The sequence below is a fragment of the Pseudomonas sp. S3_A09 genome (genome assembly GCF_054668065.1).
Map to the genome: position 1 here is coordinate 2,643,504 of NZ_CP162752.1, position 25,028 is coordinate 2,668,531.

General features: G+C 60.1%; 23 protein-coding genes. 14 read left to right on the forward strand and 9 right to left on the reverse strand.

What is annotated here, in order from left to right:
• Positions 1–89 precede the first annotated feature (89 nt).
• Positions 90–2,231 carry a catalase HPII gene (gene katE / locus AB4N92_RS12560; protein ID WP_010207817.1) on the forward strand — a complete coding sequence of 714 codons (2,142 nt, stop codon included), beginning with the start codon at positions 90–92 and terminating at the stop codon, positions 2,229–2,231.
• 98 nt (positions 2,232–2,329) lie between these two features.
• Here katE and AB4N92_RS12565 read toward each other — a convergent pair whose 3' ends face one another.
• Genes AB4N92_RS12565 through AB4N92_RS12580 form a run of 4 tightly spaced genes read right to left on the reverse strand, consistent with a single transcriptional unit; the run spans position 2,330 to position 5,135 of the window.
• Positions 2,330–3,049: a PA5502 family lipoprotein gene (locus AB4N92_RS12565; RefSeq protein WP_236266996.1), complete on the reverse strand. Its 720-nt coding sequence runs from the start codon at positions 3,047–3,049 to the stop codon at positions 2,330–2,332.
• A gap of 37 nt (positions 3,050–3,086) precedes the next feature.
• Positions 3,087–3,875, reverse strand: coding sequence for a zinc ABC transporter permease subunit ZnuB (gene znuB / locus AB4N92_RS12570; protein ID WP_010207821.1), 789 nt, complete (start codon positions 3,873–3,875; stop codon positions 3,087–3,089).
• A complete protein-coding gene (znuC, locus tag AB4N92_RS12575; protein ID WP_010207823.1) occupies positions 3,868–4,653 on the reverse strand; it encodes a zinc ABC transporter ATP-binding protein ZnuC in 786 nt (261 codons plus the stop codon). The genes znuB and znuC overlap by 8 nt, the downstream gene beginning before the upstream one ends.
• Positions 4,653–5,135: a Fur family transcriptional regulator gene (locus AB4N92_RS12580; protein ID WP_010207825.1), complete on the reverse strand. Its 483-nt coding sequence runs from the start codon at positions 5,133–5,135 to the stop codon at positions 4,653–4,655. Before AB4N92_RS12580 ends, znuC begins: the two co-directional genes overlap by 1 nt.
• A gap of 58 nt (positions 5,136–5,193) precedes the next feature.
• Between AB4N92_RS12580 and AB4N92_RS12585 the strand changes: the two genes are divergently transcribed.
• Positions 5,194–6,123: a zinc ABC transporter substrate-binding protein ZnuA gene (locus tag AB4N92_RS12585; protein WP_021491401.1), complete on the forward strand. Its 930-nt coding sequence runs from the start codon at positions 5,194–5,196 to the stop codon at positions 6,121–6,123.
• Between the two features lie 102 nt (positions 6,124–6,225).
• On the opposite strand, the gene AB4N92_RS12590 is transcribed toward AB4N92_RS12585, so the two are convergent.
• Positions 6,226–7,179 carry a homoserine kinase gene (locus tag AB4N92_RS12590; protein ID WP_236266997.1) on the reverse strand — a complete coding sequence of 318 codons (954 nt, stop codon included), beginning with the start codon at positions 7,177–7,179 and terminating at the stop codon, positions 6,226–6,228.
• A 56-nt stretch (positions 7,180–7,235) separates the two neighbouring features.
• Positions 7,236–7,526, reverse strand: coding sequence for a DUF2782 domain-containing protein (locus AB4N92_RS12595; protein WP_010207830.1), 291 nt, complete (start codon positions 7,524–7,526; stop codon positions 7,236–7,238).
• 74 nt (positions 7,527–7,600) lie between these two features.
• On the opposite strand from AB4N92_RS12595, the gene polA reads away from it, so the two are divergent.
• Positions 7,601–10,378 (forward strand): DNA polymerase I, encoded by a 2,778-nt coding sequence (polA, locus tag AB4N92_RS12600; protein WP_010207831.1) that lies wholly within the window; start codon positions 7,601–7,603, stop codon positions 10,376–10,378.
• A 269-nt stretch (positions 10,379–10,647) separates the two neighbouring features.
• Here the strand turns inward: polA and yihA are convergent, their stop codons facing one another.
• Complete coding sequence (yihA, locus tag AB4N92_RS12605) at positions 10,648–11,289, reverse strand: ribosome biogenesis GTP-binding protein YihA/YsxC (RefSeq protein ID WP_010207832.1); 642 nt, start codon at positions 11,287–11,289, stop codon at positions 10,648–10,650.
• A gap of 192 nt (positions 11,290–11,481) precedes the next feature.
• Here yihA and AB4N92_RS12610 point away from each other — a divergent pair, with 192 nt between their 5' ends.
• The 6 genes from AB4N92_RS12610 to AB4N92_RS12635 all read left to right on the forward strand — a co-directional run bounded on the left by AB4N92_RS12610 (position 11,482) and on the right by AB4N92_RS12635 (position 17,054).
• Positions 11,482–11,784: a c-type cytochrome gene (locus AB4N92_RS12610; protein ID WP_021491398.1), complete on the forward strand. Its 303-nt coding sequence runs from the start codon at positions 11,482–11,484 to the stop codon at positions 11,782–11,784.
• A 34-nt stretch (positions 11,785–11,818) separates the two neighbouring features.
• The gene (locus AB4N92_RS12615; RefSeq protein WP_010207834.1) at positions 11,819–12,445 is read left to right on the forward strand and encodes a c-type cytochrome; all 627 of its coding nucleotides are present in this window, start codon (positions 11,819–11,821) and stop codon (positions 12,443–12,445) included.
• 168 nt (positions 12,446–12,613) lie between these two features.
• The gene (dsbA, locus tag AB4N92_RS12620) at positions 12,614–13,249 is read left to right on the forward strand and encodes a thiol:disulfide interchange protein DsbA (RefSeq protein ID WP_010207835.1); all 636 of its coding nucleotides are present in this window, start codon (positions 12,614–12,616) and stop codon (positions 13,247–13,249) included.
• 10 nt (positions 13,250–13,259) lie between these two features.
• Entirely contained in the window at positions 13,260–14,138 is an 879-nt protein-coding gene (locus AB4N92_RS12625; RefSeq protein ID WP_010207836.1) for an endonuclease/exonuclease/phosphatase family protein, read from the forward strand.
• Positions 14,135–16,189: a GGDEF domain-containing protein gene (locus AB4N92_RS12630; RefSeq protein WP_183702514.1), complete on the forward strand. Its 2,055-nt coding sequence runs from the start codon at positions 14,135–14,137 to the stop codon at positions 16,187–16,189. The genes AB4N92_RS12625 and AB4N92_RS12630 overlap by 4 nt, the downstream gene beginning before the upstream one ends.
• An 88-nt stretch (positions 16,190–16,277) precedes the next feature.
• Positions 16,278–17,054, forward strand: a complete 777-nt coding sequence (locus AB4N92_RS12635; RefSeq protein ID WP_236266998.1) for an N-acetylmuramoyl-L-alanine amidase — start codon at positions 16,278–16,280, stop codon at positions 17,052–17,054.
• Here AB4N92_RS12635 and AB4N92_RS12640 read toward each other — a convergent pair.
• Together AB4N92_RS12640 and algB are read right to left on the reverse strand one after the other, a co-directional pair.
• Positions 17,051–18,838, reverse strand: coding sequence for an ATP-binding protein (locus tag AB4N92_RS12640; protein ID WP_010207841.1), 1,788 nt, complete (start codon positions 18,836–18,838; stop codon positions 17,051–17,053). The genes AB4N92_RS12635 and AB4N92_RS12640 overlap by 4 nt on opposite strands.
• Positions 18,839–18,848: 10 nt before the next feature.
• Positions 18,849–20,195, reverse strand: coding sequence for a sigma-54-dependent response regulator transcription factor AlgB (gene algB / locus AB4N92_RS12645; protein ID WP_042571122.1), 1,347 nt, complete (start codon positions 20,193–20,195; stop codon positions 18,849–18,851).
• A 376-nt stretch (positions 20,196–20,571) separates the two neighbouring features.
• On the opposite strand from algB, the gene AB4N92_RS12650 reads away from it, so the two are divergent.
• The 5 genes from AB4N92_RS12650 to AB4N92_RS12670 all read left to right on the forward strand — a co-directional run bounded on the left by AB4N92_RS12650 (position 20,572) and on the right by AB4N92_RS12670 (position 24,958).
• Positions 20,572–20,856: a hypothetical protein gene (locus AB4N92_RS12650; protein ID WP_029529043.1), complete on the forward strand. Its 285-nt coding sequence runs from the start codon at positions 20,572–20,574 to the stop codon at positions 20,854–20,856.
• A gap of 79 nt (positions 20,857–20,935) precedes the next feature.
• Positions 20,936–21,100 (forward strand): DUF1328 domain-containing protein, encoded by a 165-nt coding sequence (locus tag AB4N92_RS12655; protein WP_003170804.1) that lies wholly within the window; start codon positions 20,936–20,938, stop codon positions 21,098–21,100.
• Positions 21,101–21,102: 2 nt separating this feature from the next.
• A complete protein-coding gene (locus AB4N92_RS12660; protein ID WP_010207846.1) occupies positions 21,103–21,570 on the forward strand; it encodes an inhibitor of vertebrate lysozyme family protein in 468 nt (155 codons plus the stop codon).
• 728 nt (positions 21,571–22,298) lie between these two features.
• Positions 22,299–23,630 (forward strand): glutamate/aspartate:proton symporter GltP, encoded by a 1,332-nt coding sequence (gene gltP, locus AB4N92_RS12665; RefSeq protein WP_010207848.1) that lies wholly within the window; start codon positions 22,299–22,301, stop codon positions 23,628–23,630.
• 98 nt (positions 23,631–23,728) lie between these two features.
• A complete protein-coding gene (locus AB4N92_RS12670) occupies positions 23,729–24,958 on the forward strand; it encodes a nucleoside recognition domain-containing protein (RefSeq protein WP_010207849.1) in 1,230 nt (409 codons plus the stop codon).
• The last annotated feature ends 70 nt before the right edge of the window (positions 24,959–25,028 follow it).

Below are 25,028 nucleotides of genomic sequence, written 5' to 3' on the forward strand. Positions count from 1 at the left end.
GCAACTCGATTTCCCAGGTGCCGTGCCTGGGGTTTTGCTCAAACGAGCCGGGGACCGCTCTGGCCACTTTGAATAAGGAGTTTTGTCTGATGAGTACCAAGAAGCCAGCCACCCCGCTGAAGAGTGAACTCGCGGGTACCGATACCCTGGACCGTGGCAACACCAACGCCAAGCTGCAGGCCCTGGAAGAATTCCGCTCCGATGCGACCGGCCAGGCCCTGCGCACCAACCAAGGCGTGAAGATCTCCGACAACCAGAACACCTTGAAAGTCGGTTCCCGTGGCCCATCGCTGCTGGAAGACTTCATCATGCGTGAAAAAATCACGCACTTTGACCATGAACGCATCCCGGAGCGCATCGTGCATGCCCGTGGCACCGGCGCCCATGGTTATTTCCAGACGTATGAGAACCATTCGGCGCTGACCAAGGCTGGGTTCCTGCGTGATCCTGGGCATAAAACCCCGGTGTTCACGCGCTTTTCCACCGTGCAGGGTCCACGTGGCTCGGGTGATACGGTGCGTGACGTGCGCGGTTTTGCGGTTAAGTTCTTCACCGAAGAAGGCAACTTCGACCTGGTGGGCAACAACATGCCGGTATTTTTCATTCAGGACGCGATCAAGTTTCCTGACTTCGTGCACGCCGTAAAGCCTGAACCACACAATGAAATTCCTACCGGCGGATCGGCGCACGATACCTTCTGGGATTTCGTTTCGCTGCAGCCCGAATCCGCTCACATGGTGATCTGGGCGATGTCTGACCGCGCCATTCCAAAGAGCCTACGCAGCATGCAAGGCTTTGGCGTGCATACCTTCCGCCTGGTGAATGCCGAGGGTCAATCCAACTTCGTCAAATTCCATTGGCGCCCTACCGCAGGCACCTGCTCGCTGGTGTGGGACGAGGCGCAAAAGCTGGCCGGTAAAGATACCGACTACCACCGTCGTGATCTCTGGGAAGCCATTGAGATGGGCGACTACCCCGAGTGGGAATTGGGCGTGCAGGTTATTCCCGAGGATAAGGAACATGCATTCGACTTCGATATTCTCGACCCGACCAAGCTGATTCCGGAAGAGCTGGTGCCGATCACGCCGCTGGGCAAGATGGTGCTGAACCGTAACCCGGATAACTTCTTTGCAGAAGTCGAGCAGGTCGCGTTCTGCCCTGGCCATATCGTGCCGGGTATCGACTTCTCCAATGACCCCCTGCTGCAAGGCCGGCTGTTTTCCTACACCGATACACAGATCAGCCGACTGGGCGGCCCGAACTTTCACCAGTTGCCGATCAACCAGCCCGTGACGCCGTTGCATAACAATCAGCGTGATGCCATGCACCGCAGCACCATCGACAAAGGCCGTGCGTCCTACGAGCCGAATTCGATTGATGGCGGCTGGCCTAAGGAAACCCCGCCGGCGGCACAGGATGGTGGCTTCGAGACTTATCCGGAGCGTATCGATGCCCACAAGATCCGTGAGCGCAGCGAGTCGTTCGGCGATCACTTCTCCCAGGCGCGCCTGTTCTTCCGCAGCATGAGCAAGCACGAGCAAGAGCACATCATCGCCGCTTATAGCTTTGAGTTGGGCAAGGTGGAGCGTGAGTTCATTCGCGCGCGTCAGGTCAACGAGATCCTGGCCAATATCGACCTGGAACTGGCCAAGCGCGTGGCACAGAACCTCGGGCTGCCAGCGCCGACTAAAGGCACCGTGCCGGAGCGTCAAACCAAGCCGGAACGTTCGCCGGCATTGAGCCAGGCGAACCTGCTGCCGGGCGATATCAAGACCCGCAAGGTCGCGATCCTTGCAGCCAATGGCGTGGACGGCGTAGCGATTGCCGCGCTGAAAAAGGCACTGGAAGCAGAGGGTGCGCACGCCAAGTTGCTGGGGCCCACCTCGGCGCCGGTGAAAACGGCCGATGGCAAGAGCCTGCCAGTGGATGCGTCGATGGAAGGTATGCCGTCCATTGCGTTTGATGCGGTGTTTGTCCCTGGCGGAAAGGACTCGGTGAAAGCCTTGAGCGGTGATGGGGTGGCGTTGCACTTCCTGTTGGAGGCGTACAAGCACCTGAAGGCGATTACCGTTGCCAGTGACGCCAAGCCATTGTTGGACCTGCTGAAGCTTGAGGTGGATGCGGGGCTGATCGTGGGGTCGGATGCCAAGGCGTTCAAGGCGTTTTTTGCCGCCATCGGCCAGCATCGGGTTTGGGATCGTGAGCCTAAGGCTAAGGCGATTCCGGCTTAAATCATTAGCTGTTTGTTAGATCGTCATCGCAGGCAAGCCAGCTCCCACACTTGAATGTGTTCACACTTCAAATGGGAACTGGCTTGCCTGCGATGCTTTTATTCCGCCTTGCGCGGAATCAGCACAACTTGCGCAGGAATATTCTTCAGAATCTGACGGTGAATCTTCAGGTCATAGTCCGAATCGATACGCTTCACCCGTTTGGTCAGCAACGTGGCCAGCCACGGGTAATCCTCTTTGCGCGGCGCCTGGATGCTCACGTCGCACTGGTAATTCACCACGTCGGTGGCAATTGCATCCAGCTGGTGTCGCAGGTCTTCGATATGGGTGAGGTTCAGCGCCACGGTGGTGCTGGGTGCTGCCGGGTCGATGACTTTGGCCGCGGGTTTGGCTTCGGCGGCTTTCAGGGCGGCCTCGGCTTGGTCCAGCTCGGCTTTGCGGGCGTGAGTGATGGCGCTGTTTACGCCACCGGTCAGCGCCGGGGCCTTGGGCATCAGGGCGCGGGCACGGCTCAGTGCGGTGGCGGCGGCGTTTACGTCACCTTTTTGCAGCACGATCTGGCTGCGCTGCAGATAGGCTTCGGCCAATTGACGCTGGTAGGCCTCCAGCGCCGGGTCGTTTGGCGACTGGGTCTGCAGTGCTGCCAGTTGATCTTCAGCGGTGGCCAACTCGCTGCTGGCCAGGTTTTGTTCCAGCTGCGCGATGGCCGCAGCGCGAGCGTCCGGGGCCTCGGGGGCGGCGGGCGGTGTGCTTTGACAGGCGCCCAGCAGCAGGGAAAATGCGGCAAGGAGCAGATAACGGGAGGTGAACGGCTTCATTCCTGCGACTCTCTATTTGCGCAAAAAGCGAGCAAGTCTACACCCCTCGACGGGGCAGGACAAAACTCAGCAAAAACAGGGCGGCGGCCGTGACCACAATCGATGGCCCGGCCGGCGTGTCCTTGAACCAGGACAGCGCCAAGCCCCCGCACACTGCAAGCATCCCCAGCAGGCTCGCGCCGATCGCCATCTGCTCCGGCGAACGGGCATGGCGCTGGGCGGCGGCGGCGGGAATGATCAACAGCGACGTGATCAACAATACGCCGACAATCTTCATCGCGACAGCAATCACCACGGCGATCAACAACATCAGGGCCATGCGCAGACTCGGCACAGGCAGGCCTTCGACCGTGGCCAGCTCTTCGTGCACGGTAATCGCCAGCAATGGGCGCCATAGCGCGACCAGCAACACCAGCACGGCGGCGCTGCCGCCGAGGATCCAGGCCAGGTCGGTGGTGCTAATGGCCAGCAGGTCGCCGAACAGGTAGGCCATCAGGTCGATGCGCACTTCGTGCATGAAGCTCAGCACCACCAGGCCCAGGGACAGGGTGCTCGGTGCCAGGATGCCCAGCAAGGTGTCGGAGGCCAGCGGCTGGCGCTGTTGCAGGGTCACCAGCAGCACCGCCAGCAACAGGCAGCCCACGGTCACGGCGATGGTCGGGCTCACATCCAGCAAGAAGCCCATGGCCACGCCCAGCAGCGCCGCGTGGGACAGGGTGTCGCCGAAATAAGCCATGCGCCGCCAGACCACGAACGAGCCCAGTGGGCCCGCCACCAGTGCCAAAGCCAAGCCTGCCAGCAGGGCGTAGAGCAGAAAATCAGCCATGCTTGCAGCTATCTCCATGAACGTGGGTGTGAGGGGCGGCGGGATCGTCGACCACGGCGCCGTGCAAATCGTGGGCGTGGTCGTGATGGTGGTGGTAAATCGCCAAGCTCTGGGCGTTCTTACCGAACAGCTCGACGAACGCCGGGTCGCCGCTGACCTGCTCCGGGTGTCCGGAGCAGCACACGTGACGGTTGAGGCATACCACTTGGTCGGTGGTGCTCATCACCAGGTGCAAATCGTGGGAGACCATCAGTACGCCGCAACCATGACGGTCGCGCAGGCGGGTGATCAGGCTATACAGCTCGGCCTGGCCGGCGACGTCGACACCTTGCACCGGCTCATCCAGCACCAGCAGTTCCGGCTCGCGCAACAAGGCTCGGGCCAGCAGTACGCGCTGCATTTCGCCGCCGGAGATGCTTTGCACCGGGCTGTCGATCACCTGTTCGGCGCCGACTTCCTTTAGCGCAGCCTGGGCGCGGGCGCGGTCCACGCCCGGCACCAGGCGCAGAAAGCGCAGCACGGACAGTGGCAGGGTCGGGTCGACGTGCAGCTTCTGCGGCATGTAGCCGACGCGCAGCTTGGGTTTGCGCCACACGCTGCCGGTGTCGGGCTTGAGCAGGCCCAGCACGGCGCGTACCAGGGTGGTCTTGCCGGCGCCGTTGGGACCGATCAGGGTGACGATCTGTCCAGGTTCCACGCTCAGTGCGATGTTATCCAGCACGTGTTGCCCGGCGAACGTGACCCCGACCTGTTCCAGGCGGATTAACGCGTTGCTCATCAAACCCCCTGGCAACCCGAGCACAGGCCGACCACTTCGACCGTTTGCCCTTCGACCTGAAAGCCGACGTCGGCAGAGCTCTTGATGATGGCATCGCTGATGCTTTTTTGTTCAAGCTCGATGGCGGCGTGGCACTCGCGGCAAATCAGGAACTGGCCCTGGTGTGCGTGTTCCGGGTGGCTGCAGCCGACAAAGGCGTTCAATGAGGAGATGCGGTGCACCAGGCCGTTTTCCAGCAGGAAATCCAGGGCACGGTACACGGTCGGCGGTGCGGCGCGGCGGCCATCTTGCTCGCTGAGCACGCCGAGAATGTCGTAGGCGCCCAGCGGCTTGTGGCTCTGCCACACCAGTTCCAGCACGCGGCGACGCAGGGCGGTCAGGCGCAGACCCTTCTGTGTGCACAGGGTCTCGGCCTCCGACAGCGCGGTATGCACGCAGTGAGAGTGGTCGTGGGGACGGCTGGCAAGCGGTGTTTTAGGCATGAGCGGCGACAGATATTTGATAGAGACGTTATTATGTTACCCGTTCCTACGCCATTGAGTGGTCATCGTGTCCCGACTTTTTCCCGTTTTTGTCGTATTTGTCACCAGTTTGTTCATCACTGGCGCCGCTCAGGCCGAGGTCAAGGTACTGACCAGCATCAAACCGTTGCAGCTGATCGCCGCGGCTGTGCAGGATGGCGTGGCCGTTCCCGAGGTGTTATTGCCGCCGGGTGCATCGCCGCATAACTATGCGCTGCGTCCATCCGACGTACGGCGTGTGCAGTCGGTGGACCTGCTGTACTGGATCGGCCCGGATATGGAGAGTTTCCTGCCGCGCGTGCTGAAAGGTCGTACGGCTACGACAGTGGCAGTGCAGGATCTGCCAGGCATGAAGTTGCGTCGTTTCGCTGAAGATAACCACTCCCACGCCGATGATGCCGACGAACACGACCATGATCACCGCCCAGGCAGCCTGGATGCGCACTTGTGGCTGTCGACCGTCAACGCTCGGGTGATCGCTGCGCGCATGGCTGCTGACTTGGCTGCCGCCGATCCGGCCAATGCCGCGCGTTACCAGAGCAACGCTAAAGCCTTCGACGAGCGCCTGGATGCTCTGGATGCTCGCCTGAAAGCCCGCCTGGCGCCGATCGATGGCAAGCCTTATTTCGTGTTCCACGAAGCCTTCGATTACTTCGAAGAGGCTTACGGGCTTAAGCATGCCGGCGTGTTCAGCGTGGCTGCTGAGGTACAACCCGGCGCCCAGCATGTGGCGGCGATGCGTACGCGTTTGCAGGAAGTCGGCAAGACATGCGTGTTCAGCGAGCCGCCATTGCGTCCGCGCCTGGCGGAAACGCTGGTCTCCGGTCTGCCGGTGAAGCTGGCGGAGTTGGATGCGTTGGGCGGTTATACCCCGGCTACCGCTCAGGGCTATGAGCAGGTGCTGGAGAAGTTAGGCAATGATTTGGCGGGTTGCCTGGAGTCGCTCTGACCTGTGGGAGCTGGCTTGCCTGCGATAGCGTTAGGTCAGCCAGCATCTCCGTTGCAGACCCGCCGCTTTCGCAGGCAAGCCAGCTCCCACATTGATCGAGTTTTATAGGGCGAACGGCAGTTGGATAGTCACTTGCTGACGCTGCACCAGCCGATGCTCGAACTCCGCCGGGTCATGGATCAACACGTCCTGCCCGGCGAACGACTCAGCCGCGATCAGGCGTGACAACCAGAATCGCACACACGCCACGCGCAGCATCGTCGGCCATAACTCGGCTTCCTTGGCGGTAAACGGCCGCAGGCTCGCATAAGCCCCCAGCAATGCCCGGGCGCGTTGCCCATCGATCACGCCATCCGCGTCCGAACACCAGTCATTCAAGGCAATCGCCACGTCGTACAGCATCGGGCCGGAGCAGGCGTTATAAAAGTCGATCAGGCCGGTGAGGTGCGTGCCTTCGAACATCGCGTTATCGCGGAACAGGTCGGCGTGCACATTGGCGCGTGGCAGGGCAAGGATCCCAGCCTTGTGGGCTTCGATCTCGCTCAGTGCGTCCTGCAGCAGGCGCTGCTGCGCATCGTTCAGATGCGAAATCAGCTGCGCGCCTTCGCTGAGCATCCAGTCCAGGCCGCGATCGGTCTTGCGTTCCAGCACCTTTTCGCCCTGTGTTGCCAGGTGCAGATGGCCTAGCAGCTCACCGACCTGGGCGCAGTGTTGGGCGTTGGCCTCCTTGATGTGCTTGCCGGCCAGGCGCGGTTGCAACAGCGCCGGCTTGCCTTTCAGCTCGCGCAGGGCCGCGCCATCGGTAGTGCGCAGCGCGTAGGGCACTGGCAGGTCGGCGTCGTGGAGCACGTCGAGCAGTTCGATGAAGAACGGCATTTCCGCGACCGGACCGCGTTCAACCAGGGTCAGGACGAACTCGCCCTGCTCCAGGCTGATAAAGAAATTGGTGTTTTCGCTACCGGCGGCAATCCCCTGGAAGTCGATCAGGCGGCCGAGCCCGTAAGGGGCGAGAAAGGTTTCCAGCTCGGGCCGAGCCAGGGGGGTGAACACAGACATGGTTAAAACTGCCAGTACGGGCGCCGCGGTGTGCGGCGCCAATTGAAGTTAAGAAATCATTTCCATTCGAAGATCTTCCATGACGGGATCAGCATATCCGGCTGGTCAGAGCGGATGAAGTTCGCGTCGGTTCCGTCCGCGCGCACCAGGAAATACGGGGGCGCACCCTTCGGGGTGACCTTGATTGCGTACAGAAAGCCGTTCTGGCGGTACTCCTGGATAGTCTTGTCACCTTCCGTGCGAATGGTCACTTCCGGATCACCCCCAGGCGCATCGTCTGCCGCCATGGCAGCCATCGGGGCGAGTGCGATCAAGCCGGTCAACAGCAGGCGTTTGAATGTACGCATGATAACCTTGTCCCTTTGTCGTCATTGGTCCGGCTATTCTAGCGCCTGACCCGCCGAAAAGGTTGATTCTGCTCATGAGCCAAGCACCCCTCGTCCTGGTGGACGGTTCTTCCTATCTGTACCGCGCGTTCCACGCGTTGCCACCGCTGACCACCTCCAAAGGCCTGCCCACCGGCGCGGTCAAGGGCGTGTTGAACATGCTCAAAAGCCTGCGCAAGCAGTACCCGAACAGTCCGTTCGCGGTGGTGTTCGACGCCAAGGGTGGGACCTTTCGCGATGAAATGTACGCCGAATACAAGGCCAACCGCCCAAGCATGCCTGATGACATGCGCCTGCAGATCGAGCCACTGCACCAGAGCGTGATCGCCCTGGGCTTCCCGTTGCTGTGCGTCGAGGGGGTCGAAGCCGATGACGTGATCGGCACTCTGGCCCGCAGCAGTGCGGCCGCTGACCGCCCGGTGGTGATTTCCACCGGGGACAAGGACATGGCACAGCTGGTCGACGGGCACATTACCTTGGTCAACACCATGACCGGTAGCGCGATGGACATCGAGGGCGTGAAGGAGAAATTCGGTGTCGCTCCCGAGCAGATCATCGACTATCTGGCGTTGATGGGCGATTCATCCGACAACATTCCAGGCGTTCCGGGCATTGGTCCGAAAACCGCTTCCGGCTTACTTGTCGGCGTGAATGGCGGCATCAAAGAGCTTTATGAGCAGTTGGACATCGTACCGTCCCTGCCTATTCGTGGCGCCAAAACGCTGCCCGCCAAGCTGGAAGAGCATCGGGAGATGGCGTTTCTTTCCTACCAGTTGGCGACGATCAAGTGTGATGTGCCATTGGATGTCGGCCTGGATGACCTGCACCTGATCGAGCCGGATCGCGAGAAGCTGCTGGAGCTGTACACGCTGCTGGAGTTCAAGAGCTGGTTTGATGAAATCCAGCGCGACGCCAAGCGCGTAGAACTCAAGGCGGCCCCTGCAGTTGAAGCCGTTGTTGAAACAGTGGCGCCAACAGAGGCGAGCTACACCACCATCCTCGACCAGGCGACCTTCGATATCTGGCTGAAAAAGCTCAACGAAGCGACGTTGTTTGCTTTCGATACCGAAACCACCGGTATCGACGCCCAACAGGCGCAGTTGGTGGGTGTTTCCTTCGCCGTCCAGCCCCATGAGGCGGCCTACATTCCGCTGACCCATTCCTACATAGGCGCGCCGCAGCAGTTGGATCGCGACACCGTGCTCCTGGCCCTCAAGCCACTGTTGGAAGACCCGACCAAGCTCAAGGTCGGCCAGCATGCCAAGTTCGACATGAATATCCTGGCCAACTGCGCCATCGGCGGCGACCCGGCACACGGCATTACCGTGCGCGGCATCGCCTTTGACACCATGCTCGAATCCTATGTGTTGAACTCCACCGCAACACGGCATGACATGGACAGTCTGGCCAAGAAGTACCTGGACTACGACACCGTCGCTTTCCAGGACATCGCCGGCAAGGGCGCCAAGCAGCTGACGTTCGACCAGATCGCGTTGGAGCAGGCTGGCCCGTATGCGGCGGAAGACGCCGATATCACCTTGCGCCTGCACCAGGAGCTGTTTGCACAACTTAGCGCGATCCCGAGCCTGGCGAGTGTGCTCACGGATATCGAAATCCCGTTGGTGCCGGTGCTGGCCCGTATCGAGCGTCAGGGCGCACTGGTCGACAAGGATCTGCTGGGCATCCAGAGCATCGAGCTGGGCAACAAGATGGTCGAACTGGAGCGACAGGCGTTCGAGATCGCTGGCGAGGAGTTCAACCTGGGTTCGCCCAAGCAACTTGGCGCGATCCTTTACGAAAAGCTCGGCCTGCCGGTACTGAAAAAAACCGGCAAGGGCCAAGCCTCTACGGCTGAAGAGGTGCTGGCCAAGCTGGCCGAGGATGATTACCCGCTGCCAAAGGTGCTGATGCAGTACCGCAGCATGAGCAAGCTCAAAAGCACCTACACCGACCGGCTGCCGGAGCAGATCAACCCGCGCACCGGGCGCATCCACACCTCTTATCACCAGGCGGTGGCGGCGACCGGGCGGTTGTCCTCCAGTGATCCGAACCTGCAGAACATTCCGGTGCGTACCGCCGAAGGGCGGCGGATCCGTCAGGCGTTCGTCGCGCCCAAGGGCTACAAGCTACTGGCGGCGGACTACTCGCAGATCGAGCTGCGGATCATGGCGCACCTGTCCAAGGACGAAGGCTTGATGAATGCCTTCCGCGACAACCTGGACGTGCACACCGCTACGGCGGCCGAGGTGTTCAAGGTTGAATTGGGCGACGTCACTTCGGATCAGCGTCGCAGTGCCAAGGCGATCAACTTTGGCCTGATCTACGGCATGGGGGCGCAGAAGCTGGGCAAGGACATTGGCGTCGATACCAAGACCGCCAAGGCGTATATCGATGTGTATTTCGCCCGTTATCCTGGCGTTCGCGAATACATGGAGCGCACGCGTGCCCAGGCGGCTGATCAAGGTTATGTCGAGACGTTCTTCGGCCGTCGCCTGTACTTGCCGGATATCAACTCAAACAAGCCCCAGGAGCGCGCAGCGGCAGAGCGTACTGCGATCAACGCGCCGATGCAGGGTACGGCGGCGGATATCATCAAGAAGGCCATGGTGCGAGTGGACAACTGGCTGACCGAGTCCGGGCTGGATGCCAAAGTGATCCTGCAGGTGCACGATGAACTGGTGGTTGAGGTGCGTGAGGACCTGGTGGCGCAAGTCAGCGAGAAAATCCGCGAGCACATGAGTGCTGCTGCGCAGTTGGACGTGCCGCTGCTGGTGGAAGTGGGCGTGGGCAACAACTGGGACGAAGCGCACTGATTGCCGGGCTCTGCCATCACCTTGCGTGGTGGCAGAGTGCTTTAGTCCGAAAGTCGCCGTCGGTTATTTCAAATAGATTTTCGAACCTGCCGGAACTTAACCCGTGAATTGCTACTCAGAGTTACTGAATGGGTGGTGAAGCCCTTCAATGCTCCTATGTTGTGTTAAGTGTTGGCAGATATCTGGACCCCGCCCTAGCGGTCCGGAACTTGAACCCCGAACTTCCCCTCCCCATACGAAGTCCGGGGTTTTTTTTGCCTGCAGAAAAGTTACTCGGCCAATTCCGCGCCCTTGTCGGCCAATTCCATCCAGCCTGCCAACACGGTGTAGGCCTCTTCCAGGCCCATGCGTTTTGGCGCCGAGAACAGCTGGATAGTGATCGCATCACCCCAACCTTTACGGATTTCGGACTGCACTTTGAGCAGGGTGTTCTTGGCCGCGCCGTAGGTCAGCTTGTCGGCCTTGGTCAGCAGGATGTGCATCGGCATGCCGCTGGCGACGGCCCAATCGAGCATCAACAGGTCGAAGTCGGTCATCGGATGGCGGATGTCCATCATCAGAATCAAACCCTTCAAACTCTCGCGGCCGCCCAGATAAGCTTCCAGGTGACGCTGCCAGTGCAGCTTCAGCGGGATAGGTACTTTTGCGTATCCGTAGCCCGGCAGGTCGACCAGACGCCGATCATCGTCTAGCTTGAAGAAATTGAGGAGCTGCGTGCGGCCTGGGGTTTTTGAGGTGCGTGCCAGGCTGGCGTGGGTCAGGGTGTTCAGCGCGCTGGATTTGCCAGCGTTGGAACGACCGGCAAAGGCGACTTCAAAGCCTTCGTCATCGGGGCATTGGTCAACTTTGGCGGCGCTGAGCATGAACGTGGACTGTTGGCACAGACCGAGGATGGGATTCTTGAGTTGCATGAGATTTCCGATGTGGGCGGTGCCGAAAAAGGGTGCGGCAAGCGGTGTCGTTTCCGTTTCAGTAGCGCCAGTATATAATGCCGCAGATTTTGTGTGTGCTTTGTCCCAGCGAAGGATGAAGTTCACGGGAGCGATAGACCTTTATTGCGCATTAGAACGCAAAACGCTCTCAAACCCTGAAATGGTCGACGTATGACCAAGTGGTTGCTCGCTATCGGTGTCCTGGTCCCGCTTTACAGCGCTCAGGCTACACAGGATCCGGAAGCGGTGTACAACCGAGTTTGCGTGGCTTGCCATGCCGGCCAGTTGCCCAGCGCCCCCAGACGGGGTGACCAGGCAGCCTGGGCGCCAAGACTGGCGCAGGGCATGGACACGCTGGTGCAACACGTGACCCAGGGTTTCAAGGCAATGCCGCCGCGTGGTTTGTGCATGGACTGCAGTACTGAGGATTACCAGGCCATCATTGAATTGATGGTGAGTAAACCCGGTAGATAACTCTTAAACCCCTTAGCCGTAGTTGGATTAGCTGATGAACAAACTGATCGTGAGTCTGCTGTTGACCTTGGGCATCACAGGCGCTGCCGTCGCTGCAGAGGGCCCCCTCAAAGGTGATGCCACTGCCGGTCAAGCGAAAGCCGCCGTATGTGGTGCTTGCCATGGACCGGATGGTAACAGCCCGGCGCCGAACTTCCCCAAACTGGCCGGCCAGGGTGAGCGTTACCTGACCAAGCAACTGCACGACATCAAGGATGGCAAGCGTACGGTCCTGGAAATGACCGGCTTGCTGACCAACCTCAGCGATCAGGACCTGGCAGACCTCGCGGCTTATTTTGCCAGCCAGAAAGGCAGTGTGGGAGCTGCTGATCCGAAACTGGTGGCCCGTGGTGAGAAACTGTTCCGCGGCGGTGACCTGGAGAAAGGCCTGCCTGCCTGCACCGGTTGCCACTCGCCCAATGGCGCGGGCATAGCGGCCGCCGGCTTCCCGCACCTGAGCGGCCAGCACGCTACCTACATCGCCAAGCAGCTGACCGATTTCCGCAAGGAAGAGGCAGGGCGAGCCAATGATGGCGACACGGCAATCATGCGCACCATCGCTCGCAAACTGAGTGATGAAGACATTGCGGCGGTCTCCAGCTACATCCAGGGCCTGCACTAAGGTGCATGTAACGTTAACACTCGATTAATCCCGCGATGCAAGCATAAAAAGGGTGGCCCAGGCCGCCCTTTTTTGTGGCCGGTGCCGTTACACTAACGAACTCATGCCCGCGTAGACCTGTCACAACAAAGGTCGCGTGAGGCGACTTTATTTGTCCAGGAGTAAAGCATGCGTAATCTGATCCTCAGCGCCGCTCTCGTCACTGCCAGCCTCTTCGGCATGACCGCACAAGCTGCCGACGTGCCGCTTGAAGCCGGTAAAACCTATGTTGAATTGGCTAACCCGGTTCCGGTTTCGGAACCCGGCAAGATCGAAGTGGTGGAGCTGTTCTGGTACGGCTGCCCGCATTGCTACGCCTTTGAGCCGACCATCAACCCATGGGTTGAGAAACTGCCCAAGGACGTGAACTTCCGGCGTATCCCGGCTATGTTTGGCGGCCCATGGGATGCCCACGGCCAGTTGTTCCTGACCCTGGAAGCCATGGGTGTGGAACACAAGGTCCACAACGCGGTATTCGATGCGATCCAGAAGCAGGGCAAGCGCCTGACCAAGCCGGACGAAATGGCTGACTTTGTCGCCACCCAAGGTGTAGACAAGGACAAGTTCCTGGCCACCTTCAACTCCTTCGCCATCCAGGGCCAGATCAAACAGGCTAAAGAGCTGGCGCAGAAGTACGGCGTGCAGGGCGTACCGACCATGATCGTCAATGGCAAATACCGGTTTGACCTGGGCACCTCGGGTGGCCCTGAGCAGACCCTCAATGTTGCCGACCAACTGATCGCCAAAGAGCGCGCAGCCAAGTAAGGGGCCCGTCATGCGCCGCTGGGGTACCGAACGTGTGGTTGGCCTGCATGATCCGCAGGTCAACGAACATCACCTGGAATCCACGGGCCTGCCGGCAGACAGCCGCCTGCGCCTGCTGAGCTTCAATATCCAGGTAGGCATCAGTACCGAAAAGTACCGGCATTACCTCACCCGTGGCTGGCAGCACCTGCTGCCCCACAACGGGCGTGCCGGCAACCTGCAAAAGATCGGCAAGCTGTTGAACGATTTTGACCTGGTTGCCTTGCAGGAAGCCGACGGCGGCAGCATGCGCTCCGGTTACATCAACCAGGTGGAGCACTTGGCCCAGCTCGGTGCCTTCCCTTACTGGTACCAGCAACTCAATCGCAACCTCGGGCGTCTGGCGCAGCACAGCAATGGCGTGCTGAGTCGCTTGAAGCCCTCGGCTATCGAAGATCACCCGCTGCCAGGCCCCAAGGGCCGGGGTGCGATCCTCGTACGGTTTGGCGAAGGCCCGGAAGCCTTGGTGGTGGTGATGATGCATCTGGCGCTGGGGGCTCGCACCCGCACCATGCAACTGGCCTACATCCGAGAGCTGATTGGCAATTACAAACACCAGGTGCTGATGGGGGACATGAACACCCACGCCAGCGACCTGCTGCAGAATTCTCCGTTGCGCGACCTCGGGCTGCTGGCGCCGCAAGCCGAAGCCACGTTCCCCAGCTGGCGTCCGCAACGCTGTCTTGATCATATCCTGCTCAGTCCTACCCTCACACTTGAGAGTGTGCAGGTGCTGGCGCAGCCCATCTCCGATCACCTGCCGGTCGCGGTAGAGATTCGTCTGCCGGGTTCGCTCACGGCTGATGCATTGCCCGCGTTGAGCCCCGGCCCTCGCGGACCCCTTGCATGAGCGACGACGCCCAGCGCTGGAAAGAAAAATACCTTAAAAGCATCGAGCAACAAGAAAAGCTCGAACGCCGTTGGGCCGCCCGTCTCGACCTGCTGCGCCGTGGGCTGGTGCGCAGCACCCTGGCCGCTGAAGGCACCGACCGCGCGGTTGACCAATGCATGAAGGAAATGCGTGACGTTGTCCGCACTGATGATATGGACGCCGCCCTCGCCGCCTTGCTGCCGCGCCTGGAAAAGGCGGTGCTGGATTCAGAGCAGCGCCGCGAAACCCGAGTCGACCAGATCAGTACCGCGCTGACGGCCTTGGTCACCCAGCTGCAAAAACTGCCATTACCGCGTGAAGTGGCCCGGCCACTGAAAACGTTCGCCAAGCAGTTGGACGGTCGGGTCAGCCAGGCACGTGAGATCCCCTTGCTGCTCAGCGAGTTGAGCGGCCTGCAAGGCCAGGCGCTCAACAACCTGGAGCCGGATGGCGATACCGCGCGTTCGGGGCCGGGGCTTTTACAGCGCCTGTTTGGTTCCAAGGACGTCGCGAATGAGGTGGTGGCAAACGAACCGACACCTCGCCCGGCCCCGCAGCCTGCGCCGACCAAACCAGCCGCTGCCGAGGCACAGCCGCCCGAGCAATCCGAGGAACTGAAGCAAGCGTTGCGCGCCTTTACGCCACAGCCTCAAGAAACGGTCGCCCCTGTCATTGAGCACGCCGCGCCCATCAAGGTGGCTGACGCCTCCAGCGAAACGTTCGTCTACGAAGCCCCGCCTCGCTCCGCACCCATTGAAACACCCGTAGCGCGTGTCGAGCCCGAGCCCGAGCCTCAAGTCGAAGCGCCTGCACCGGAAAGCGCCCTCGCCGCCTTCATCGAAACACCTGAAATTCAGGTCGAAACCCCGGATGAGACTGCCATTGGCAGTCTGTCGCTCCCTCCGGTGCTGGAGGTCGAGGAGCCTGATCCCGACGAGCTGCAAGCGGACGGCACCTATGCCTTGCCCGACTCGCCGGAGCCGTCCTACAGCTCCGTGGCCAAACACATCGAGGACACCCTGCTCGGCCTGCTGGAAGAGCTCTCGCTGCCCGAACGCCACCGGCCGCAGGCCGAAGCGATGCGCGAACGCCTGGCCCATGGCCTGAACTGGTACGAGCTGCTGCCTATCCTTGATGACTTGGCGGTGTTGATGCTGGCGATCACCGACAGCGGCCAGCATGAGTTCGAGGCTTACCTCAAGCAGCTTAACGAGCGCCTAGAAGCATTCCAGGGGCACCTGCAGGTTGCCAGCGATGGCCACGCCGATAGTCGCTCCGCGGCCCGCGAGCTGGACACGCAGATCCGCGAACAGGTCGATGGCCTGCAAAGCAGCGTGCAGGGCGCGGCCGACCTGGACAGCCTCAAGCACGTACTGGAGAGCCATCTCGAAGGCCTGCTCGGGACCATGGACGAGCACCAACAGCAGCGTGACCAGCGCGAGCAGGAAACGGCAGCGCGTTTGAAAGGCTTGGCCGAGCGCGTTGCCAATATGGAGCAGGAGGCTCAGGGCTATCGCGAGCATCTGGAGGTCCAACGCCAGAAAGCCTTGATCGATCCGCTCACTGGGCTGCCCAACCGCGCAGCCTGGAGCGAGCGCCTCGATCAGGAGGTCAACACTTGGCACCAGCGTGGCAACAGCCTCTCGCTGGCGATGCTGGACCTGGATCACTTCAAGCGCATCAACGATGGCTATGGTCACTTGGCGGGTGACAAAGTGCTGAAAATCATCGCCAACGTACTGCGCAAGCGTCTGCGTTCGACCGACTTTATCGCGCGCTTTGGTGGGGAGGAGTTTGTATTGCTAATGCCGGACTCATCCCTGACGGATGCGCTGGCGGCGGGCGAAGTATTGCGCGCAGCGATTGAAGCGTGCCCGTTTCACTTCAAGGGCGAGCCGGTGACGATCACCGTTTCAATGGGTGTGGCGCAGTTCCAGCCGGGAGAGCGCAGTGACCTGGCGCTCAAACGTGCTGATGAGGCGTTGTATCGGGCCAAGGCGGCGGGAAGGAACCGGGTGCAGCCTGCCTAAAAGATGTTCCATTTTGTAATTTGACGGTCGGGTCACAAAGGGTACGTTACACTGTTGCATTATCGTCTTCAGTGTACTGTCTTCCGCCATGAAATCCTTGTACTTCGCCTTTGTGTTTCTTCTGCTTGCAGGTTGTGCCAGCGGCCCGCGCATGGACACCAGCCATCCTTCGGTGAATCACGACAATCGCGTGCAGTTCGTGATTGTCCACTACACCTCCACCAACCTTGAACGTTCCTTGGCATTGCTCACCCATGGCCAAGTCAGCAGCCATTACCTGATCGGCGACGATGCCTCCGGCACCATCTACAAGCTCGTTGATGAGAGTCAGCGCGCCTGGCATGCCGGCGAAAGCGAATGGATGGGGCGCACCTGGCTCAACTCCAGCTCCATCGGCATCGAGATCGTCAATCCTGGCTACAAAGACACTCCGACCGGTCGCGTGTGGTACCCGTATTCGGAGGCGCAGGTTAAATCCCTGGTGGTGCTGCTCAAGGACATCAGCAAGCGCAACGGCATCGACCCCAAGAACATCATTGGCCACAGTGACATCGCACCGTTGCGCAAACTGGACCCGGGCCCTTTGTTTCCCTGGAAGCGCCTGGCCGATGAAGGGTTGGGGGTGTGGCCGAATGCCCAGGCTGTTGCGTGGTTCCAAGTGCAATATGCCGCTGAGCTGCCGAGCATCACCTGGTTCCAGGAAGAATTGGCACGCCTGGGCTACCAGACGCCCCAGACCGGCGAACTGGATGTCGCCACGCGTCATGTCATTGCGGCGTTTCAGATGCGTTTCCGGCCGTCACTCTTCGACGGCACACCGGATGCGGAAAGCGCCGCAATCCTGCGTGCGTTGAACGGAAATTAAAGCGGCAACGCCATATAGAATTGAGTGCCCTGCCCCGGTCGCGAATACACGCCCATGCGGCCGCCGTGCAGTTGCACGATTTCCTTGCACAGCGCCAGGCCCAGGCCGGCGCCACCTTTCTTGCGGCCCACCTGGACGAACGGCTCGAAGATTCGTCCCTGTTGCCCATAAGCGATGCCTTCGCCGTTGTCCTCGACGCTGACAATCACTCGCTCGCCATGACGGCGCGCCTGCAGGCGAATCTGCCCACCGGCCGCCGTGTGGCGCAGGGCGTTGCCCAGCAGGTTGTCGAGCACCCGTTCCAGTTGTGCCTGGTCCGCATACAAGCGGGGCAGGTCGGATTGGGCTTCTACCAGCAGTTCGATGTTTTGCGCATTGGCCGGCTCGACGAAGCGCGCACGGGCGTGTTCCAGCAGGTCAGTCACATCGCATGGCCCCAAGGTGAGTTTCTGCAGGCCGTTCTGGTAGCGCGAGAAGTTGAGCAGGTCATTGATCAACTGCATCAGGCGTTGCATTTCCTCATTGACCGTATCCAGCAAATCCGCTTCACGGGACTCTGCCGGAAATTTCGCACGCTCGCGGAACAGCCCGAAGGCCATGTGCATCCCGGTCACCGGCGTGCGCAGCTCATGGGAAGCGCGTAGTACAAACTCGCTGCGTACCCGTTCGAAGGCGCGTTGTTCGGTGACGTCATGCAGCACCATCACCGCACCGAGAATATGCCCCTGGGTATGACTGACGGGGGTCAGGCTGTAGGTCAGCAGGCGCAATTCACCTTCGACCTCCACCTCCAAATCCTCCGGCGCTCGCTCCAGGCTGCCGCCACGCAGTACCAGTTGCAGCTGCTCATCCAACTCGGGGCGTACCAGTGCTTCGCCAAGGCCTTGACCGAGGCGTTCCTCATCCCAGCCCAATTGGCGCTGGGCTACAGGGTTGAGGTGTTCCAGACGGCCCTGACGGTCGATCATCAGCAGGCCATCGTCGATGCTGTCGAGTACAGCTTGCAGGCGCTGTTGGCCGGCCAGCAGTTCATCGACATTGGTCGCCTGATGCTGGCGCAACGCTTCGGCCATGATGCCGAACCGGCGGGTCAGTTGGTTCATTTCTGCTGCGGACGAAATCGGCAGCGTCACTTCGAAATCGCCCTGGCCGATCTTGTCGGCAGCTTTGGCCAACGCTTCGATCGGGCCGCCGAAACGCCGAGCAATACCGTGGGCTGTGACAAATCCAATGATTAACACCGCAAGCCCCACCAACCCCAGCAAACCGGCGATCAGCAAAGCGCGCTCGCGCGACTTGTGTTCGCTGTTGCTGATGTTTTCCAGTGCCTGCTTGTGCTCGTTGATCAGGCCATTGCGCAAGGCATTGAAGGTTTCAGTGAGCTTTTCCTTGGCGCCTGGAGGGGGCGTCGGTTGCTGGGATTCGTCAAACGCATCCAACAGGTCCTGATACTGGCTTCGGGCCAGGCTGAATCCACTCCCACGATTGTCGCGCTGTTCATGGGCAATGCCTTGGTCCAGCAGGTCGAAGTAATGTTGCTTGGAGGCTTTCAGTGCCTCGGGGTCGGGCCGGTCCTCCAGCATCATGATCAATTGATCGCCCAGGCTCTGGCGCAGCTTCAGCCCCAGGTCCAGCGTAATGAAGTTGCTGCGAATCAGGGATTCCTGGGTCTTGGCCATTTGCATGACGCTGACCAGGCCCAGGATCAAACCCAACAGGGCGACCGTGATCAACGCTGAGATACTCAGGAACAGCCGAGTGCGCAGCTTCATCGCTAACTTCATAAGGTACAGCTCACAGGTTGTACTGTTTGCGTTTGCGGTACAGGGTCGACGCGTCGATGCCCAAGGTGCGGGCTGCCTGGTCCAGGGTGTCGCTGGTGGCAAGTACGGCGCCGATATGGGCTTTTTCCAGCTGGTCCAGGCTCAGCGCCGCGCCAATGCGTGGGGCGTTGTTGCCCGGTTGCTCGGCCATCCCCAGGTGGGTGATTTCCACCTTCTCTTGCGGGCAAATGATGCTGGCGCGCTCCACCACGTTACGCAGCTCGCGGATATTGCCCGGCCAGCGGTAGTTGAGCAGTGCTTCACGCGCTTCATCACTGAAACCGCGCGCGGGGCGAGCGTATTCCTTGACGAAGCGTGCCAGGAAGCGGTCGGCCAGGGTCAGGATGTCTTCACTGCGCTCGCGCAGCGGCGGCAGGTGCAAGGTGATCACGTTGAGGCGGTACAGCAAGTCTTCACGGAAGCGGCCGTCGCGGACCATGTCTTCCAGGTTCAGGTTGGTGGCTGCAAGGATGCGCACATCGGCGCGGCGGGTGACCGGGTCGCCGACGCGTTCGTATTCCTTGTCCTGAATAAATCGCAGTAATTTGGGTTGCAATGTGAGGGGAAAGTCGCCGATTTCGTCGAGAAACAGCGTGCCGCCGTCAGCCTGGTTGACGCGGCCCAAGGTGCTTTCACTCGCGCCGGTAAATGCACCGCGGCTATGACCAAACAATTCACTTTCCATCAACTCTGCCGTCAGCGACGGGCAGTTGATGGTGACGCAGGATTTTTTCGAACGCTTGCTCCAGCCGTGAATAGCGCGGGCCAACTCGCCTTTACCGGTGCCGGATTCGCCCAGGATCAGAATGTTGGCATCTGTGCCGGCCACTTGGCGCGCGGTTTCCAGCACCACCATCATCGACGGGCTGTGGGAGTCGAGGCCGTCTTTCGGCTGGCGTACTTCCCCCTCAAGGGCTTCGAGGCGCGCGGAGAGCTGACGCACTTCCAACTGCTTGGCGGTGGCCAGGCGCAACTGATCGGGGCTGCAAGGCTTGACCAGATAGTCGGCAGCACCGGCTTGGATGGCATCAACGGCGGTATCGACTGCCGAATGGGCGGTGACAATCACTACGCGCATCCATGGCGCCTGGATTCGCATCTGCGCCAGCACATCCAGGCCGTTGTCTTCGCCCAGCCGCAGGTCGAGGAAACAAAGGTCGAAGACCTGCCGCTGCATCAGGGTATCGGCCTGGGCCGCGCTGTTCGCAGTGGCAACGGTGTAGCCTTCATCTTCCAGGCAATAGCGGAAGGTGCGGAGGATCGCGGACTCGTCATCCACTAAAAGAATGCGGCCTTGAAGTTCCTTGGCTGATTCCATCTGTCCCGCGCTCCTTAAACTATGAATGATGGTGGTTAGTCCCGTAATAATCGGGCAAGTTGCATGGTTTATTCTGATCGATAAAAGGCCGCGTCGCGCAGATATCTGCATCCCTTCCTACAAAGCCCCGCCTGATGGCGTTTCATACCGTCTTGCTACTTCGGCAACTCGCTTTGCCGGTTCTATCCCTCGATCCGACCGCTGGACATCGTGCATTTCGCACGGCCTCCGAGAGGGCATCGTGCAGGATGCTGTGCTGTGGTTGGATTGAGAATATTTAACTTATTGATTTTATTGAGTTTTATTTTGTAAAAAAGCTGGCATGCGCTCTGCAATAGCTCTCCCAACGAATAATCAAATGCGGGAGAACAGCAGCATGACTCGCCAAAGCCTCAACCAACTGCGTGTATCGCCACTGCGCTTGCAGCAAGGTCTGTTTGCCAGCCTGGCCCTGATGGTCACGTTGATTGGCGGCCAGCAGCTGCAACATTGGCAGCAGAGTCAGCAGCAGATTCCCCAGTTTGAACGTCCAGTCATGACCCAGACCCATTTCCGTTCCGTTGGCAGCGTAGCTGCCGATGCAACAGCCCCGCAATTGCGGATGGTTGACCAGGGCTCTTCCCTGAGTGAGCTGCCATCCCAAGACCGTTGGGTGTTCTAGGCACCAAATGGCCACTCGTGTTGAGTGGCCGCACGGCACTACCGCTGTTACCTCTTAAAGAAGCATAAGGAGAATCACCATGTTGAGTTGGGCAATCACATTTCTGATCATCGCCATTGTGGCTGCAGTCCTGGGCTTCGGTGGTATCGCGGGCACCGCCACGGGTATCGCAAAGATTCTGTTTGTGGTCTTCCTGGTGATGTTCATCGCTTCCTTCTTCTTTGGTCGTCGCGGCCGAGGCTGAAAATGACCACTTTGTCCTTCAAAGCCATTACTGCCGCCCTGCTTCTGGGCGGCAGCGGCTTGGCAATGGCCGCCAACGACGGTCAGTCCCGAGCCAACGAATTGCTCAGCGCGGATCCGCAATACCGTGAGACCTGGCAAGGCGTGGTGAAGAAAGAAGAGCGTCTGCCGGAATGGGTCATGAACCTGTCAGGCACCGCCGAGCAGATGAATGCCGTGGAAGAAGACGGCGACAAGTACTTGGTCGGGCCGCTCTGCGAAACCGCGGACACCTGCCTGAACAAGCGCCTGATCGTTGCCTTCAGCCTAGACAAGGAAGATGCCTACGCCATGTTGGTGGAAGTCCCTGCCGGCCTGCCGGCGGATAAATCCCCGACGCGGCATGCCGATTACCGGTTTATCGGTAAGCCGGATGAAGGCATGCAGAAGTTGCTCATGGAGCAGCTGAAGAAAGATCCTAATTGGTACTAGGTTCCGTCTGACGCGAGTGTCGTCTACGGGGCCAGCGTCCATAGAAAGAAGCCCCACGCTTCTTTCTGTCTGCACCGCCTGAAAAGAGGGGGTGCATGACCAGGGGGCCGGGTTGCTCTGATCAATTGCGATCGGCGTGACCTACGGGTACAGGGAGTGCCTGCGCAAGGGCCGGGTCAGGCGAAAAGCTGCGGCGCAGGTTCACAAGCTCATGGCTTGCTGAACCTGCGACGGGCTTATCAGGCTCATTGCCGCTTCTTATGTCCCTCATAGCCGCAAAATTCCTTTCTGCACTTTCCCAACCATTACTTAGTGTGTCGGGTCGACCATCTATCGATAAAATTTGGCCAGGCCCATCGGACATTTCCGACGCTAAGCAGCGGTAATCCCAGGCATTTCTGCCAACGCTCCAGAGACGTCCTGATTCTCTGCGCGAGCCGGGTTTGGCAGGTTCACGGCATGTTTGCTGGACAAAATGTCACATTTGAACTGACCGTTCGGACAGTTATTATTAAAAAAAGCCATGCCGATTCGGCATAGGGTAGGCGTTTACGGCATTAGACGTCGCCCCCTTGCATGGGAATAGTTGCGCCTTTTTTCGCCTGCCAGTAAGCCATTTCGGCCACGCTGCGGTGACCTTCCATGGAGGCAGATGCACACACTTTTTCGCTCTCGAGCGTTGCAGCTGGCGCATTTGCCTTAAGTTCACTTGAAGTAAGGGTAATGACATGAAGAAGGCAAAGCTAAGCCTCGCCTGGCAGATCCTCATCGGTTTGGTGCTGGGGATCGCAATCGGTGCAGTGCTCAACCATTTCAGTGCTGAAAAGGCCTGGTGGATCAGCAATGTGTTGCAGCCAGCGGGCGATATCTTTATCCGCCTGATCAAGATGATCGTGATCCCGATTGTGATTTCCTCGCTGATCGTCGGCATTGCCGGTGTCGGTGATGCGAAGAAGCTCGGGCGTATCGGCGTCAAAACCATCCTTTACTTCGAAATCGTCACCACCATCGCCATCGTGGTCGGACTGTTGCTGGCCAACCTGTTCCACCCGGGTGCAGGCATCGACATGAGTACCCTGGGTACCGTCGACATCTCCAAGTACACCGCCACTGCCGCCGAAGTGCAGCATGAGCATGCGTTCATCGAGACCATCCTCAACCTGATCCCGTCGAATATCTTCGCTGCTGTTGCCCGTGGCGAGATGTTGCCGATCATCTTCTTCTCCGTGCTGTTCGGCCTCGGCTTGTCGAGCCTCAAGCCTGAGCTGCGCGAGCCGCTGGTGACAATGTTCCAGGGCGTGTCCGAGAGCATGTTTAAAGTCACCCACATGATCATGAAGTACGCCCCGATCGGCGTATTCGCACTGATCGCCGTGACCGTCGCCAACTTCGGCTTCGCCTCCTTGCTGCCGCTGGCCAAGCTGGTGATCCTGGTTTACGTCGCTATCCTGTTCTTCGCCTTCGTGATCCTCGGCCTGATTGCCCGCCTGTTCGGCTTTTCGGTGGTCAAGCTGATGCGCATCTTCAAGGATGAATTGGTCCTGGCCTACTCCACCGCCAGCTCCGAAACCGTGCTGCCGCGCGTAATTGAGAAGATGGAAGCCTACGGCGCGCCGAAAGCCATTTGCAGCTTCGTGGTGCCGACCGGTTACTCGTTCAACCTCGACGGTTCGACCCTGTACCAGAGCATCGCGGCCATCTTCATTGCCCAGTTGTATGGCATCGACCTGTCGGTCGGCCAGCAATTGATGCTGGTTCTGACCCTGATGGTCACCTCCAAAGGTATCGCCGGTGTCCCGGGCGTGTCGTTTGTGGTGCTGCTGGCCACCCTGGGCAGCGTGGGCATTCCGCTGGAAGGCCTGGCGTTTATCGCCGGTGTCGACCGCATCATGGACATGGCGCGTACCGCCTTGAACGTGATCGGCAACGCCCTGGCCGTGTTGGTCATCTCTCGTTGGGAAGGCATGTACGACGACGCCAAGGGCGAGCGCTACTGGAACTCGCTGCCGCACTGGCGCAGCAAGGACGCCGCGCCGGTTGCTCAAGCAACCCGCAGCTGATAGGCCGACAGCGCTAAGACAAACCCCGGACAATTCCGGGGTTTGTCGTTTCTGCCAGCCCCGCTATCATTCGCTCCATTCTTCGGGGGATTCAACTGATGCTCAATGGCCTGTGGCTTGGCTTCTTTGTCGTGGCAATGGTGTCGGCACTGGCGCAATGGCTGGTCGGCGGTAACGCCGGGATTTTCGCGGCAATGGTCGAAAGCATTTTCGCCATGGCCAAGCTGTCCGTGGAAGTGATGGTGCTGCTGTTCGGCACCCTGACCTTGTGGCTGGGTTTCCTGCGCATCGCCGAGAAGGCCGGGATCGTCGATTGGCTAGCCAAGGCCCTCGGCCCACTGTTCCGCCGCCTGATGCCGGAAGTGCCCGCCGGCCACCCCGCCATCGGCTTGATCACCCTCAACTTCGCCGCCAACGGCCTGGGCCTGGATAACGCGGCAACGCCCATCGGTTTGAAAGCGATGAAGGCGCTGCAGGAGCTCAACCCAATCCCCAACACCGCGAGCAACGCACAGATCCTGTTTCTGGTACTCAACGCGTCGTCGCTGACGCTGTTGCCGGTGACCATCTTCATGTACCGCGCCCAGCAAGGCGCGGCGGATCCGACGCTGGTGTTCCTGCCGATCCTGCTGGCGACCAGCGCCTCAACCCTTGTCGGCCTGCTTTCGGTGGCGATCATGCAGCGCCTGCGGCTATGGGACCCGGTGGTGCTGGCCTATCTGATTCCGGGCGCACTGGTCTTGGGCGGCTTCATGGCGTTGCTGGCGACACTTTCCGCGACTGCGCTGGCGGGCTTGTCGTCGATCCTCGGCAACCTCACGCTGTTCGGTTTGATCATGCTGTTCCTGGTGATCGGCGCATTGCGCAAGGTGAAGGTCTACGAGGCCTTCGTCGAAGGGGCTAAAGAAGGCTTCGACGTTGCGAAGAACCTGCTGCCGTACCTGGTGGCGATGCTGTGCGCCGTCGGCGTGTTGCGCGCTTCCGGCGCACTGGATTTCGGCCTGGAAGGCATTCGCCATGTGGTCGCCTGGACCGGCATGGACACGCGCTTTGTCGATGCCTTGCCGACTGCGATGGTCAAGCCGTTCTCCGGCAGTGCCGCGCGGGCGATGCTGATCGAGACCATGCAGACCCAGGGCGTGGACAGCTTCCCGGCGCTGGTGGCGGCGACGATTCAGGGCAGTACGGAAACCACCTTTTATGTGTTGGCGGTGTACTTTGGTTCGGTGGGGATTCAGCGCGCCAGGCATGCGGTGGGATGTGCGTTGCTGGCAGAGTTTGCCGGTGTCGTGGCGGCGATTGCGGTGTGCTACTGGTTCTTTGGCTGAGGCTTGTACCGCTTTCGCGAGCAAGCCCGCTCCCACATTAGACCGTGTTCATCCTGACGAAACGCGGTCG

Bases quoted from the DNA above. Each gene is read 5' to 3' on its own strand.
- katE (WP_010207817.1), top strand. From the start codon at position 90: ATGAGTACCAAGAAGCCAGCCACCCCGCTGAAGAGTGAACTCGCGGGT.
- AB4N92_RS12565 (WP_236266996.1), bottom strand. From the start codon at position 3,049: ATGAAGCCGTTCACCTCCCGTTATCTGCTCCTTGCCGCATTTTCCCTG.
- znuB (WP_010207821.1), bottom strand. From the start codon at position 3,875: ATGGCTGATTTTCTGCTCTACGCCCTGCTGGCAGGCTTGGCTTTGGCA.
- znuC (WP_010207823.1), bottom strand. From the start codon at position 4,653: ATGAGCAACGCGTTAATCCGCCTGGAACAGGTCGGGGTCACGTTCGCC.
- AB4N92_RS12580 (WP_010207825.1), bottom strand. From the start codon at position 5,135: ATGCCTAAAACACCGCTTGCCAGCCGTCCCCACGACCACTCTCACTGC.
- AB4N92_RS12590 (WP_236266997.1), bottom strand. From the start codon at position 7,179: ATGTCTGTGTTCACCCCCCTGGCTCGGCCCGAGCTGGAAACCTTTCTC.
- AB4N92_RS12595 (WP_010207830.1), bottom strand. From the start codon at position 7,526: ATGCGTACATTCAAACGCCTGCTGTTGACCGGCTTGATCGCACTCGCC.
- polA (WP_010207831.1), top strand. From the start codon at position 7,601: ATGAGCCAAGCACCCCTCGTCCTGGTGGACGGTTCTTCCTATCTGTAC.
- yihA (WP_010207832.1), bottom strand. From the start codon at position 11,289: ATGCAACTCAAGAATCCCATCCTCGGTCTGTGCCAACAGTCCACGTTC.
- AB4N92_RS12610 (WP_021491398.1), top strand. From the start codon at position 11,482: ATGACCAAGTGGTTGCTCGCTATCGGTGTCCTGGTCCCGCTTTACAGC.
- AB4N92_RS12615 (WP_010207834.1), top strand. From the start codon at position 11,819: ATGAACAAACTGATCGTGAGTCTGCTGTTGACCTTGGGCATCACAGGC.
- dsbA (WP_010207835.1), top strand. From the start codon at position 12,614: ATGCGTAATCTGATCCTCAGCGCCGCTCTCGTCACTGCCAGCCTCTTC.
- AB4N92_RS12625 (WP_010207836.1), top strand. From the start codon at position 13,260: ATGCGCCGCTGGGGTACCGAACGTGTGGTTGGCCTGCATGATCCGCAG.
- AB4N92_RS12630 (WP_183702514.1), top strand. From the start codon at position 14,135: ATGAGCGACGACGCCCAGCGCTGGAAAGAAAAATACCTTAAAAGCATC.
- AB4N92_RS12635 (WP_236266998.1), top strand. From the start codon at position 16,278: ATGAAATCCTTGTACTTCGCCTTTGTGTTTCTTCTGCTTGCAGGTTGT.
- AB4N92_RS12640 (WP_010207841.1), bottom strand. From the start codon at position 18,838: ATGAAGTTAGCGATGAAGCTGCGCACTCGGCTGTTCCTGAGTATCTCA.
- algB (WP_042571122.1), bottom strand. From the start codon at position 20,195: ATGGAATCAGCCAAGGAACTTCAAGGCCGCATTCTTTTAGTGGATGAC.
- AB4N92_RS12650 (WP_029529043.1), top strand. From the start codon at position 20,572: ATGACTCGCCAAAGCCTCAACCAACTGCGTGTATCGCCACTGCGCTTG.
- AB4N92_RS12655 (WP_003170804.1), top strand. From the start codon at position 20,936: ATGTTGAGTTGGGCAATCACATTTCTGATCATCGCCATTGTGGCTGCA.
- AB4N92_RS12660 (WP_010207846.1), top strand. From the start codon at position 21,103: ATGACCACTTTGTCCTTCAAAGCCATTACTGCCGCCCTGCTTCTGGGC.
- gltP (WP_010207848.1), top strand. From the start codon at position 22,299: ATGAAGAAGGCAAAGCTAAGCCTCGCCTGGCAGATCCTCATCGGTTTG.
- AB4N92_RS12670 (WP_010207849.1), top strand. From the start codon at position 23,729: ATGCTCAATGGCCTGTGGCTTGGCTTCTTTGTCGTGGCAATGGTGTCG.